At 32.2% G+C, this 12394-nt stretch carries 15 protein-coding genes; 2 read left to right on the top strand and 13 right to left on the bottom strand.

Features of this window, described 5'->3' with window-relative positions:
• Positions 1 to 14: 14 nt before the first annotated feature.
• Positions 15 to 542 carry a thiol-disulfide oxidoreductase ResA gene (gene resA / locus COE53_RS15715; protein ID WP_069031834.1) on the bottom strand — a complete coding sequence of 176 codons (528 nt, stop codon included), beginning with the start codon at positions 540 to 542 and terminating at the stop codon, positions 15 to 17.
• 281 nt (positions 543 to 823) lie between these two features.
• Positions 824 to 1552, bottom strand: coding sequence for a 23S rRNA pseudouridine(2605) synthase RluB (rluB, locus tag COE53_RS15710; protein WP_069031833.1), 729 nt, complete (start codon positions 1550 to 1552; stop codon positions 824 to 826).
• 241 nt (positions 1553 to 1793) lie between these two features.
• On the opposite strand from rluB, the gene COE53_RS15705 reads away from it, so the two are divergent.
• Both COE53_RS15705 and COE53_RS15700 read left to right on the top strand, forming a co-directional pair.
• Positions 1794 to 2072 (top strand): hypothetical protein, encoded by a 279-nt coding sequence (locus tag COE53_RS15705; protein WP_069031832.1) that lies wholly within the window; start codon positions 1794 to 1796, stop codon positions 2070 to 2072.
• A 68-nt stretch (positions 2073 to 2140) separates the two neighbouring features.
• Positions 2141 to 2413, top strand: coding sequence for a hypothetical protein (locus COE53_RS15700; RefSeq protein WP_069031831.1), 273 nt, complete (start codon positions 2141 to 2143; stop codon positions 2411 to 2413).
• 454 nt (positions 2414 to 2867) lie between these two features.
• Here the strand turns inward: COE53_RS15700 and COE53_RS15695 are convergent, their stop codons facing one another.
• The 11 genes from COE53_RS15695 to COE53_RS15645 form a co-directional block, all read right to left on the bottom strand.
• A complete protein-coding gene (locus tag COE53_RS15695; RefSeq protein ID WP_069031830.1) occupies positions 2868 to 3341 on the bottom strand; it encodes an S-ribosylhomocysteine lyase in 474 nt (157 codons plus the stop codon).
• Between the two features lie 28 nt (positions 3342 to 3369).
• The gene (locus COE53_RS15690) at positions 3370 to 4011 is read right to left on the bottom strand and encodes a class I SAM-dependent DNA methyltransferase (RefSeq protein WP_069031829.1); all 642 of its coding nucleotides are present in this window, start codon (positions 4009 to 4011) and stop codon (positions 3370 to 3372) included.
• Positions 4012 to 5166: a bifunctional cystathionine gamma-lyase/homocysteine desulfhydrase gene (locus tag COE53_RS15685; protein WP_069031828.1), complete on the bottom strand. Its 1155-nt coding sequence runs from the start codon at positions 5164 to 5166 to the stop codon at positions 4012 to 4014.
• 3 nt (positions 5167 to 5169) lie between these two features.
• Complete coding sequence (locus COE53_RS15680) at positions 5170 to 6090, bottom strand: PLP-dependent cysteine synthase family protein (RefSeq protein WP_069031827.1); 921 nt, start codon at positions 6088 to 6090, stop codon at positions 5170 to 5172.
• 687 nt (positions 6091 to 6777) lie between these two features.
• A complete protein-coding gene (locus COE53_RS15675) occupies positions 6778 to 7308 on the bottom strand; it encodes a spore maturation protein (protein ID WP_069031826.1) in 531 nt (176 codons plus the stop codon).
• Positions 7309 to 7902 carry a nucleoside recognition domain-containing protein gene (locus tag COE53_RS15670; RefSeq protein ID WP_069031825.1) on the bottom strand — a complete coding sequence of 198 codons (594 nt, stop codon included), beginning with the start codon at positions 7900 to 7902 and terminating at the stop codon, positions 7309 to 7311.
• A complete protein-coding gene (locus COE53_RS15665; protein WP_420488136.1) occupies positions 7895 to 9040 on the bottom strand; it encodes a D-alanyl-D-alanine carboxypeptidase family protein in 1146 nt (381 codons plus the stop codon). The genes COE53_RS15670 and COE53_RS15665 overlap by 8 nt, the downstream gene beginning before the upstream one ends.
• Positions 9041 to 9184: 144 nt before the next feature.
• Positions 9185 to 10108, bottom strand: coding sequence for a superoxide dismutase (locus tag COE53_RS15660; RefSeq protein ID WP_069031823.1), 924 nt, complete (start codon positions 10106 to 10108; stop codon positions 9185 to 9187).
• Between the two features lie 152 nt (positions 10109 to 10260).
• Complete coding sequence (locus COE53_RS15655) at positions 10261 to 11247, bottom strand: aromatic acid exporter family protein (RefSeq protein ID WP_084006687.1); 987 nt, start codon at positions 11245 to 11247, stop codon at positions 10261 to 10263.
• Positions 11248 to 11415: 168 nt separating this feature from the next.
• Positions 11416 to 11910 (bottom strand): DUF3907 family protein, encoded by a 495-nt coding sequence (locus tag COE53_RS15650; RefSeq protein WP_069031822.1) that lies wholly within the window; start codon positions 11908 to 11910, stop codon positions 11416 to 11418.
• Between the two features lie 18 nt (positions 11911 to 11928).
• Complete coding sequence (locus COE53_RS15645; RefSeq protein WP_069031821.1) at positions 11929 to 12324, bottom strand: hypothetical protein; 396 nt, start codon at positions 12322 to 12324, stop codon at positions 11929 to 11931.
• Between the last annotated feature and the right edge of the window lie 70 nt (positions 12325 to 12394).

Here is a 12394-nt window from a genome sequence, read left to right as displayed (position 1 = left end):
CTAATGTACACTCATCATTTTGGTAATATTTCTTTAATATAACTTTCAAAAGAATTTGGTGTCATTTGACCAGTTACGATTCTCTTTATTGTCCCATCCGGACTTACAAAAAACGTAGTTGGTAAAGGGTTAACACCATATATATTTAAAACCTCTTGATCTTTATCTATTCCGACTGGAAAATCAAGTTTATAATCGCTTACAAATCTTTGTACTGAAAATTTTGATTCATCTGCGTTCATTGCTAGTAACTCGATCCCTTTTCCTTTATATTTCGAATAGATTTCATTCATAAAAGGCATTTCTCGCTTACATGGCTCACACCAAGTACCCCAAAAATTAACAATTACGCCTTTTCCTTTTTCACCTGAAAGAGTATAACTCTTACCAGTATTCAGCTCCGTCATAGCAAAGTTTGGTGCTTTACTACCTTTAGTAATAACTTCATCTTTCTTAAAGAAATTTATGTAAAAAGTATAACCAATTGCACAAACCAAAACTAATAAGATAATTGTTCGTATTAACGTTCTATTTTTCTTCATATATACAGTTCCTCCCATATGATAGAATATCATTATTTCCTATTCTTGAATAGAAATTTGATACGTTTCAAAAAAGACTAAATTTTCAATCTTTTTTTCTGAATTATTAAATATTTCAAGCAAAGAAAAAACTCGGTATTTACCGAGTCGTAGTGGAAAAAATAAGGTATCAGATTGAATTAAAACACAGCTTCTAAAAGTGTTAACCGGTTTATAAATAAGGACGAAAAATAGCAACGGTAACTAAATAAGAAAGCAGCGATCAATTGTCTGACTTATCATTAGCGTGGCTTTGCTGTAGCCATTGCTCTTAATTTTTTTACTTCATGAGGTGATAGTTCTCTTGCATCACCAGGAGTTAATCCAGTCAAGTCTAAAAACGCATATCGTTCACGTTTTAACTTCATAACTGGTGTACCAATTGCCTCAAGCATTCTCTTGACTTGACGGTTTCTTCCTTCATGAATGATCAGTCTTACAATTGCAGTATTTTTGCTTTTATCAAGTGAAATCATTTTAACTTGAGCTGGAGCCGTTTTCCCATCCTCAAGTACAATTCCTCTTTCTAATTTACGTAACTGCTCTTTAGTTGGAATCCCTTTTACTTTTGCGATATATTCTTTATCTATTTCATATTTTGGATGTTGAAGTATATTTGAAAATTCTCCATCATTTGTTAATAGAATGATACCTGATGTATCAAAATCCAATCTACCAATTGGATAAATACGTTGTTTAATCATTGGAAAAAAGTCTGTTACCACTTTTCTACCTTTATCATCTGAAACACTTGAAATTACACCTGATGGTTTATATAAAAGGAAGTAAACTGGTTCTTCTTTATCAATCGGAATCTCTTCCACTTCAACACGATCGTTACCACTTACTTTTATACCTAATTCGGTAACAACCTGACCATTTACTTTCACTTTTCCTTCTTTAATTAACTCTTCTGCTTTTCGACGAGAAGCAATTCCCGCTCTAGCAATAACTTTCTGTAATCTTTCCATTCGATCATTTCACCTCTTCAACCATCATACAGATTTATACAATTGAAAACAAGTGGCAGCTACAAGGTTTTTTGTGAATAAAGTGCATTAAACACCAAATCTAAACCTTAATTCCATTTTTCAAGTCGTGCCCATCGTCATTCTTCCACTTAATCCCTTATACCTTATTCGTTCTCTCAATATCATAATTTTAAAAATCTATCATATAATTTACTAGATTTGCAGAAATGAGGTAATAGATATGAATTTAACTTTAAAACACTCCTCAGCCTTTGACCGGTCTAAAATTATTACGCCAGGTAGTGTACTTATTACTAAAAAGAATGAAACAATCTATATGCTTGTTTATGAAGAAAATGAAGACGATTTTCCATATGTACTTGTCTCATTAACCGATGCAAGACTAGTCCAAAATTATGACATTATGCCAAGCCTAGGAGATATTGAAGACTGGATTGGTGAAGTCACAATGGTAACTCAAAAAAACAAACTATCTATTACAATTCAAGCAAATTACTAGTTTGCTGTTTAATCTATTAGAAACCCGTCAATAATATAATAAGTAAAATGACAAAAGGAGCTTACTATATGAATTATTCTTTTAATCCAGCAGTAAAATATAATTCAGTTGGTTCGTTTAAATTAGGCGATGTATTTTTCACTTCCGATAAACCTACAAAAGCATACAAATTAATCTATGACTCTACAGAAACTAACTTCCCTTATATTTTATTATGCTTAGATGATGCTATTTCAATTCAAAGCTTTGATGATATTCCAACTATTGAAGATATTGAAGAAAATATTGGAGAAATCAAATTCACCGTTCCAAAAGAAAAATTACTTCTTGTGATCAATTAATAAATAAACGACATAAATTAGTTAATCAAAAACGCCATCTAATTCGGATGACGTTTTTTTCACTCTGTTAGAAAAAGATTTTAATGAATAAGGAACCGCCTGTATTAACTTGATTTCCATTTCGAGATGTTGATTTGTTCATTTCTCAACTCAATTTAAGATTAATCCTCGAGATTCTTGTTCGTTTCACTCAAAATTATTAATAATTCGTGGTCTTATTTTCAATTAACAACATTTTAATTGCAGTTTTGACTTTTTTATTTGCTGTTCCGTCATTTTTAATTGCAGTATCAGTTTTTTTATTTGCACTTACTTAATTTTATTTGCAGTTTCGACCTTTATATTTGCAGATTTGCTCTTTTTAATTGCAGTTTCACCTTTTTTATTTACACTCTACAATTTTCCTTATTCAACAATAAAAAAAACGTCATCCATAAGATGACGTTTTTCACTATTAAGCAAATACACTTTCCAACGTTTCGTCTGTTTGCTCGCTCCAATATTTTAACCATTTTTTTGCGCCTTCAAGGTCATGAAGTTTTGCTTGGCCGCATTGAAGCTCATTTGCAGCGGGTACTTCTTCAACTTGAAGTCCAAGTTCAGCTGTTTTACGTAATAATGTGATTACTTCTGAAATTGAAGGTGTACCAGCGATGATTAAATAAAATCCTGTTTGGCATCCCATTGGTGATAAATCAATTATTTTAAAAGGGTCACCCGCAGGTACTGCTTCACGAACGTTCAATGCTAATAAATGTTCTAAAGTATGAATTGTATCTGGCTTCATTGCTTGTTTATTTGGTTGGCAAAAACGAATATCATATTTTGTAACGACTCCGTCTGTACCAACTGCATGAGTACCACAGTGTCTAACGTAAGGAGCAACAACTTTTGTGTGATCTAATTCAAAACTTTCAACTGATGGCATATTTTATTTCCTCCTAAATTACATCTCTCTATTTTTTTGTAGCTTCAACGATCCATACAAAATCATTATATTGTTCGAATTTGACATCAAAACCATTTTTTTCAAAATGTGAACGAATAACTGGAATTAATGGATAGTATTCTCTAATTAAATCATCTCTTAGATTGATATAATTTGCATTTTCTGCATTTGCAATTTCATTCTTATAATCGTTTTCTGTTAAAAACATTGTATCCGCAAATACGATTTTCCCATTCGAGTTCAATAATGAGCTATATATTTTAATAGCTTCATATTTTTCTTGATCAGTAAGATGATGAAAAACGTATGAGCTTACAATTGTATCGATCCCGGCTTGTGGTTTTGGAAAATCAATTAAATCTCCGTCATGAATCGTAATATTTTCTCCTAATTTCTTTGAGGCAATAATTCTCATCTCAGGAGATGGTTCGATTGGAAATACAGTTTTTCCTTTATCAAGAAGTAACTTTGTTAAATTCCCTGTACCAATACCAAATTCAAGGACGCTGTTTCCACTTCTATTAACAATTTCATTCAGTATTTCATCATAACGTCGAAATGCTTCTTTATATTCTGGGTCATGGCCTTGAACAAATGAATCGTAACTTTCTGCCCAACCAGTAAATACATCTAAAAACTCTCTACCCATTTATCTCACCTTTGATGTTTGAAATATTAATGCTTGTTCTAGGTCTTCAATTAAATCTTCTAAATCTTCTAGACCAACTGATAATCGAATTAATTCATCAGAAATTCCTGATGCAATTCGTTTTTCCCTCGGTATTGAAGCATGCGTCATTTTTGAAGGGATACCGACAAGACTTTCAACTGCTCCTAAACTTTCAGCTAATGTAAACCACTTTAATTTTCCTACAAATTCTTCTGGATCTAATCCTTCTTTTAATTCAAAAGATAACATGCCACCAAATCCACTGCTTTGTTGTTTTGCTAATTCATGATTTGGATGCGTCGATAATCCAGGATAGAAAACTTTATTTACATTTGGATGATTCGATAAAAACGTCACAATTTCATGTGTATTTCTTTCATGCTCTTCCATTCTGATTCCAAGTGTTTTAATACCACGTTGTAATAACCAGCTGTCGTTTGGTCCTAAAACTCCACCAATCGAGTTTTGATAAAACGCTAATTCTTCAGCTAACTCATCTTTATTCGTTACAACAATTCCAGCTACTACGTCACTATGTCCTCCAAGGTACTTAGTTCCACTATGAACAACAATATCAGCACCTAGTGTAAGAGGTTGTTGCCAGTATGGAGTAGCAAAAGTATTATCAACAACCGTTAATAAGTCATACTCATTTGCAAGTTTTGCAATTGCTTTAATATCAGTAATTTTTAATAATGGATTACTAGGTGACTCAATAAAAATTGCTTTTGTATTTGGTGAAATAACATTTTCAACTAAAGTAATATTACTTGTATCAACAAATGTAGCTGTAATACCTAAATTTGATAATACTCTTGTAAGTAATCGGTAAGTACCACCATAAACATCATCGCCGACTACGATATGGTCACCAGTCTTGAATAAACTAAACACAGTATGAATAGCTGCCATACCAGATGCAAATGCAAATCCTGCAACACCGTGTTCAATATCTTTCATTAACTCTTCAAGAGCATGTCGTGTCGGATTGCCTGTTCTGGAATATTCAAAGCCCCTATGTTTGCCAACAGCATCTTGTTTATACGTACTAGTTTGATAAATTGGAACACTAACCGCACCAGTTGTTTCATCTCTACTAATTCCCCCGTGTATTAACGCCGTCTTTTTCTTCATCTTTTATCCCTCACTATATATGTTTTTACTTAAGTATCTTTCACTACTATCTGGGAAAATCGTTACGATTGTACTCCCTGGTTTTGCTTTTTTTGCTTCTAATAAACTTGCATATAACGCAGCTCCTGAGGAACTTCCAACTAAAAGTCCTTCTTTTGTTGCTAGTTCTTTTACTAAACGAAATGCGTCTGAATCAAGTACTGTATGAATAGCATCAAATAAGTTTGTATCTACAAAGGCAGGAATGAATTCCATTCCAATTCCTTCAGTATCATGCGAACCTGGTTTTCCACCATTTATGATTGACCCTTCTGGTTCGACAATAACTGTTTTTACATTTTGTAATTTATCTTTTAAATACTGAGCTGTTCCAGTAAATGTTCCTCCACTACCAGCTCCAGCAACAAATACATCTATTTTTCCATCGAGTTGGTCAACTAACTCTGGACCTAATGTTTTGTAATAGGTTCTTGGATTTGCTTCATTACTAAATTGTGAAGGTACAAATGAATTCGGTATTTCTTTTGATAGCTCATTTGCTTTTTTAATTGCACCTGTCATTCCATCTTCTGTAGGTGTGTTCACAATTTTTGCTCCAAGTGCTTTCATCAATGTTTGTTTTTCAATACTGAATTTTTCAGGAACAACAAATATCACATTTACGCCATATTTTATAGCTGCTAGAGCTAAACCAATTCCTGTATTTCCGGCGGTTGGTTCAATTACTGTACCACCTTTTTCTAATTTACCTTCATTAAGTGCACTTTCTAATAATTCCATTCCAAGTCGATCTTTTACACTTCCACCTGGGTTACAGAATTCTAGCTTTGCAAATAGTCTTGTTCCTTTTGGTAAAGGGAATGTTGTAATTTCAAGCAATGGTGTTGATCCGATCAGCTCGTGTACTGACTTTACAACTTTCATAATTTCAAACTCCTTTATGTCACAAAAAGGTTAGTTTCTTCCAATCCATTATATGCAACATGGGTAAAATTGAATGTTGTCTTAATACCAACTATTCTTATTGGTATTATAAGATATTAATTTTAAATGCGCAATAAAAAAGTACTTTTATCCTAAAATAAAAGTACTTTTTTCACGCAGTTGAAAAAAGAAGTTGTCAATTAAATAAGTAAAATCATGTTGATTTCCACTACAGNNGGGCGAGATTCTTTAGCCTCCTCGGCTAGCCTGCGGGGTCTCAGCCTTCCTGCATATCCCATAGGAGTCGAGCACCCTTTCGTTCCAATCAACTTATTCATCTAAAAAAGTTTATCTATAAAAACTTTAGAATAAGCTTCTTGAGGAGGTACTCACAAAAGCCCATATCTTAAATAAAAATCAAGAAGCTTCAATAATAGCCAAGAATCATGTAGAAATGAGTAGAAGAATTTTAAAAATAGTAGAAATTAAAATAATCATTGAAACAAAAATTAAATCTTCTCAATTCGTGTTCAAAAAAACTGTTTAAACTTTTTATAAAAAATCTTACCAATACATAAATAACTAACTCTTTACCCAAAAAAGTACTTTTACCTAATATAAAAGTACTTTTTTTAAAATAAAATGATTAAAATATTCTCAAACTCATTGAAATCACATGGGTTTTAGTTAAGAAAAGAACATTGTTACAAAAATGATTGAAAAAATAATACTGATTGCATCTGCGATTAATCCTACTTTTAATGCGTCACCCATTTTACGAATACCTACCGCTCCAAAATACACCGTTAGAACATATAGTGTTGTATCTGTACTACCTTGCATAGTTGATGCTAGTCTTCCAATAAATGAATCCGGTCCATATGTTTTAATTAAATCCGACGTAATACCTAAAGCAGCCGAACCAGAAATAGGTCGAATAATTGCCAGAGGAAAAACTTCTGCAGGAATACCTAGTGAATTTAATAAGGGGCGCATAAGTTCTACACAAAACTCTAGAGCACCTGAAGCTCTAAAGATCGAGATGGATACTAGCATTCCTACTAAAAATGGAATTAATTGTACAGCAATTGTTACACCCTCTTTTCCACCTTCTACAAAAGATTCATACGTCGGTACCTTTTTCCAAGTTCCATGTATTAAAATGACAGCGATAATAAATGGAATGATATAAAGTGAGATCGTATTCATATATCCCATTTATTTTCTCCCCTTTCGATTTCGCCTACTTGCAAAAAAACTATTAACCGCGAGTCCCCCAATGAATGAAACGACTTGTGCAAGAATTGTAACACCTACTATTTCAGTCGGATTTGAAGAATGATAGGACATTCTAACTCCTATGACAGTTGTAGGAATTAAAGTGATTGCACTTGTATTTAACGTTAAAAATGTAATCATGTCATCACTTGCTTCATTACTATTTCTATTTAATACTTTTAGTTGTTCCATCGCCTTTATACCTAGTGGAGTTGCAGCATTTCCTAAACCGAATAAATTGGCGACCATATTTGACATAATATAACCAAGTGCTGGATGGTCTTTAGGAATTCTCGGAAATAAGAACGCTAGAAATGGTTGAAATAATTTCGAAAGAATTTTTAATAATCCTGATTCTTCTGCTATTCGCATTAAACCTAACCAAAAAACAAGAACACTAACTAGTCCAATAATAATGGTAATTGCTTGCTTTCCTCCGTCAAATACAGCTTTATTTACTTCGTCCATAGTGCCATTAATCATCGCAAAAATAAAACCAATTATTGTAAGAGCAACCCAAATAATATTAACCATCAGAGTGCTCTCCCATTAAGTTTAATAAAACTTGTTTCCCGTTTTGGATTATTTCTTTCGTAAATACTTTGACTTTACTATCACTATAAAAAATATTTCTAAATCCAATTTGTTCACCTTCTAATTCGATAATCGCTTTACCAACAATTGCATCATTAGCGATTTTTTTCTTAGTCGGCTTTTGCATTTCAATTGTGATTCTTACTTGATCTCGCTCTTTTTTATCTAATGGATAAGAGAAGTCATTTTTCATATAAACATGTCCCTTATATTTTTTATTTGTGACCTCTTTAATTCCACCTTTACTTAATACTTTCGTTAAAGGATAGTTACTGAAACCATACTCGAATAGTGACATATGATCTTGCCAATCTTGCCCATCGTTTAGTGTTACAACAATTAAATCCATTCCATTTTTTGAAGCAGTTGAAACAAGTGTTCTTCTTGCTTTTTTAGTAAACCCAGTTTTTCCTCCAGTACTATACTTGTACATAAAAGTAAGCAATTTGTTTTTATTCTTCCAAACATAATCCCAAGATTCTGCCGTATTTGGGGCACGGTGTACTTTTGTACCTGCAATTTTTGCATATTTAGGATTTTCCATAGCGTATCTCGTTAATAACGCCATATCATAAGCAGATGAGTAATGCTCTTTACCTTGTTGATCTAGTCCTGATGGATTGCTAAAATATGTATTACTCATTCCGATTTCTTTTGCTTTCTCGTTCATCATATAAACAAATCCTTCGATGCTACCTCCTACTGCCTCGGCAATTGCATTAGCCGCATCATTTCCAGACCTAAGCATTAAACCATACACTAAATCTTCCAGCTTAATTTTTTGTCCAGGTTTTAAATAAATGGATGATCCTTCTGTTTGTACTGCTCTTGAACTTATTGTTATTGTGTTTTGCATTTTACCAGACTCTACAGCAAGTATTGCAGTCATTATTTTTGTAATGCTGGCGATTCTTTCAGAGTCATGCATTGCTTTACCATATAAGATTCGTCCAGTTTTTTGATCCATCAAAACAGCATTTCTAGCACTAACTCCTCCAAATGCTTTAACATTATTCGTCGGAATCATAATCCCGATTAAAAATAAGCCAATGATTCCTACTACTAGCCATTTTTTCATCTTTCGCATCAACTCCACAGTTAGTCCTAATTAGTACAAGTTTACGAATTACATTATAAAAAAATGACTTTTTTTAAGAAAAAAAGTGCTGAACTTGTTCAGATTTATAACCTGAGCAATTCCAGCACCTACATTTTTCACCAATTAATAAAAGGGTTGCCATTTTAATTGACTAGCATAATCATATCGATAATTTACATCCGGCCAATTAACTATGTTCCAAAAATTTGTAATATATGCGTCTTTATCAAATTTATACTGTAAATAATAAGCGTGCTCCCAAACATCCAAAACTAGCAATGGAATTGTATCCCATTGGGTAAAGAATTGATGTTTTTCTGTTTGAAGGATTTCCAACCGATTCGCTCTTGGAACCCAAACTAAAATCGCCCAACCGACACCTTCTACTTTTTTAGCAGCTTGAGTAAAATGCTCTTTAAAATCCTCATAGCTTCCGAAGTCATCTTCAATTTGTTTTAAAAGAGCTCCATGAGGCTGCCCTCCACCTGATTTACTTAAATTATTCCAAAATATAGTATGCAAATAATGACCCGACCCATGAAATGCAAGCTCTCTTTCCCAATGCTTTAATAAATCGTATGCCTTATTTTTTCTTGCCTTTTCTAATTCAATCTCAGCTTTATTTAAACCATCTACATAACTTTTATGGTGCTTATCATGATGCAGCATCATGATTTCTTTTGATATATATGGCTCGAGTGCATTATATGGATATGGTAAAGGTGGAAGCTCATGTTTACCAATCCCTACTCTCTCTTCGACTTCTATTACCCGATACGCATAGCTATCATCATATTCCTCTTCATTTAAAATTGAAATTAATCGTTCTTGTATATCGTCCACATCCATACTAATTTCATCCAAAAAGGAATTTTGATCTACATAATGACCTTTTGTCCCCATTCTGTTTAACAAGAGCTTTACTTTATATTCTAATAGTTCTTTTTCTTGAATATGGTCAAATCTTTCAGACAGCAACTGTAATACATTCGCACACCAGATTTCTACCTCCTGAAAGTAAGTGACGAGTTCAGATTGATTTAACATCATACACCTCCATCAGAGAAAATAAATTTCTCTTCTACTTTCCATTGTATGATATTAAATTTATAGCTATTACCGGTATTCACGTGTTTCACGCGATAAATAGAATTCGCGTAATAAAGGATATTAATTTCACATCTTCTAATATAAAGTGATTAGTTTAGCTTCTCTAAAATAGTCTGATTTTCTGAGTAAAACTCCATTTTTAATGAAATTACTTTTTCCAATTCATAAACAATCATCATTAAACTAGCTCTAGTCTCAAACTCATCCCTTGATTCAGGTAAAGGCATCTTTCTAAAGTCATTCATCATATGACTGAATTCCCCTAATAATTCAATCCCCGTAGATTTTTCTTTCAAGTAAACACCTGTGTCCTCAAAAAATTCAGCGATAATTTTTGAATGCGGATAATTTAGCGCAACCTTTTTTAATAAAGGAATGATTTGATTCGATATGATTTCAAATTGGCGTTCTCTCATTTCAAAATAATTAATATAATATAAGTTCGATTTTATAAAACTATTTTCAACTTGCCTATAAGCTAAAGTTTTCGCCGTATGTAAAAGCATTTTAGTTTCATCAATTAAATCATTTTGTGAATCTTCATCCTTACCCTTCATTTTTAAAGCAATACCTAGCAGTAACATTTTAAAATTTTGTTCGATTTTCTTTTGAGATTCAATCATCTTCTTCTCAATACTTGGCATATATGTATTCATAATTAATGCAATTAAAATCCCAACTGCTAAAATTTCAACTTGATTTAATAAGAAAGAGATTGATTTATCGCTACTCACATAAATTTGTAAGACGATAACTGAGCTCGGAATGATCCCTTCTTGTAACTTCAATGTGACTAACAAGGGGATCGTTAAAAGAAAATAAATGACAACTGTTAATGGCGTATAGCTTAAAAATTCAAACATCATCCATCCTATTAACATGGCTATAACTGATGCAACAAATCTTTGAATTGCAACAATAAATGATCTGCGTTTTGTATTTTGAATACTTAATAGTGTAACTACAGCAGCAGTACTGTAATTTTGTAAATGTAGAGCTTCTGCAATTAATAGGGATATACCACTTCCAATTGCTGTTTTGATTGTCCTTTGTCCAATTGAATACATTTGTTTCATTACTAATCCTCTTCTCTTACAAAGAAATTTCTATTGTATTGTAACGTATCTTAGATAAAAATTACTAGATATATCCAATTTTTTTGGAGTTTTGTACAAAATAAAAAGACTAGAAATTTTCTAGTCTTTTTCTCTTAACTTTACTATTTACATATAACTATTTTCTAATTACTGTTTGTATTGTTGCATAAGTTTTGTTGAATAATCTGTTTCATAATACTCAAGTTCTTCTCTCATTTGTTGAAAAACTTTTTCTAATGAAGAGAATAGGTCTTGGACTGTACCTGGTACAGCTTTATAGAATGTAATTGCTTGATTACCAGTGTATGCTGCACGACTATTTTCATACCATGCATCGTTTTTAGGAGAGAAGAATTCTGCGATACATCTGTGATAAATTTTATGTAAAGTATCTTCAGCTGTTGCTTTATGGAACTGTCCACTTAAAATTTTCTCACAAACTTCTTTAGCATCCTCACAATATACTGTAATTCTACGTAATGAAGAAAGTATTTTTTCTAAGTAGTTAAGATCCACTGCTTGGTTTTCATGTTGAAATGACGGTAAAGAATTCTTATTTAAAAACAAATTACACTCTAGACCAACAATCCCTAATTGATTTCCAACAATTTTTAATTGATGCTCTACCATCTTATTCGACATTTTTTTCCCTCCGTTAAATTAGATCGATATTTCAATTCTATTTGAATTTTGCTTAATACTTCTCACATATCCTGCTAATTTATCAAAATCAGCACCTTGTAGCTCTTTTACAAATTGATCTAATTCATTAATATATATTCGCTTTCTTCCAAGATAATCAGGATTTTTAATAATTAGCGCAAGTGCCACTATATCACGGAAATCTACTGACTGATCGCCATTTTCATATAATCTAGTTGTTTTTAAATCACTTACTTCAGAAAGTTGTTCTTCAAAAAAACGAACATATAAAACAGAAGTTACAATTTTTTGACCATTGTATTCATATTCAACTTCAGAACGATTAAAAAAATCTTCCGAAGTATTTGGTTGAGCCTTTACTAATTCATACCCAAGACAATTATAAATTAACAATTCTTTCACCCTCCAAGATTTCCATAGTATTAGTTTAACATAGGATACAGAAAGATTTGCAGAATTTTTT

The organism is Bacillus sp. AFS029533 (assembly GCF_002585125.1).
In the GTDB taxonomy this organism is placed as follows: Bacteria; Bacillota; Bacilli; order Bacillales; family Bacillaceae_G; genus Gottfriedia; species Gottfriedia luciferensis_B.
This window is presented reverse-complemented; position numbering and strand designations above follow the sequence as displayed.

Bases quoted from the DNA above. Each gene is read 5' to 3' on its own strand.
- resA (WP_069031834.1), bottom strand. From the start codon at position 542: ATGAAGAAAAATAGAACGTTAATACGAACAATTATCTTATTAGTTTTG.
- rluB (WP_069031833.1), bottom strand. From the start codon at position 1,552: ATGGAAAGATTACAGAAAGTTATTGCTAGAGCGGGAATTGCTTCTCGT.
- COE53_RS15705 (WP_069031832.1), top strand. From the start codon at position 1,794: ATGAATTTAACTTTAAAACACTCCTCAGCCTTTGACCGGTCTAAAATT.
- COE53_RS15700 (WP_069031831.1), top strand. From the start codon at position 2,141: ATGAATTATTCTTTTAATCCAGCAGTAAAATATAATTCAGTTGGTTCG.
- COE53_RS15695 (WP_069031830.1), bottom strand. From the start codon at position 3,341: ATGCCATCAGTTGAAAGTTTTGAATTAGATCACACAAAAGTTGTTGCT.
- COE53_RS15690 (WP_069031829.1), bottom strand. From the start codon at position 4,011: ATGGGTAGAGAGTTTTTAGATGTATTTACTGGTTGGGCAGAAAGTTAC.
- COE53_RS15685 (WP_069031828.1), bottom strand. From the start codon at position 5,166: ATGAAGAAAAAGACGGCGTTAATACACGGGGGAATTAGTAGAGATGAA.
- COE53_RS15680 (WP_069031827.1), bottom strand. From the start codon at position 6,090: ATGAAAGTTGTAAAGTCAGTACACGAGCTGATCGGATCAACACCATTG.
- COE53_RS15675 (WP_069031826.1), bottom strand. From the start codon at position 7,308: ATGGGATATATGAATACGATCTCACTTTATATCATTCCATTTATTATC.
- COE53_RS15670 (WP_069031825.1), bottom strand. From the start codon at position 7,902: ATGGTTAATATTATTTGGGTTGCTCTTACAATAATTGGTTTTATTTTT.
- COE53_RS15665 (WP_420488136.1), bottom strand. From the start codon at position 9,040: ATGAAAAAATGGCTAGTAGTAGGAATCATTGGCTTATTTTTAATCGGG.
- COE53_RS15660 (WP_069031823.1), bottom strand. From the start codon at position 10,108: ATGTTAAATCAATCTGAACTCGTCACTTACTTTCAGGAGGTAGAAATC.
- COE53_RS15655 (WP_084006687.1), bottom strand. From the start codon at position 11,247: ATGAAACAAATGTATTCAATTGGACAAAGGACAATCAAAACAGCAATT.
- COE53_RS15650 (WP_069031822.1), bottom strand. From the start codon at position 11,910: ATGTCGAATAAGATGGTAGAGCATCAATTAAAAATTGTTGGAAATCAA.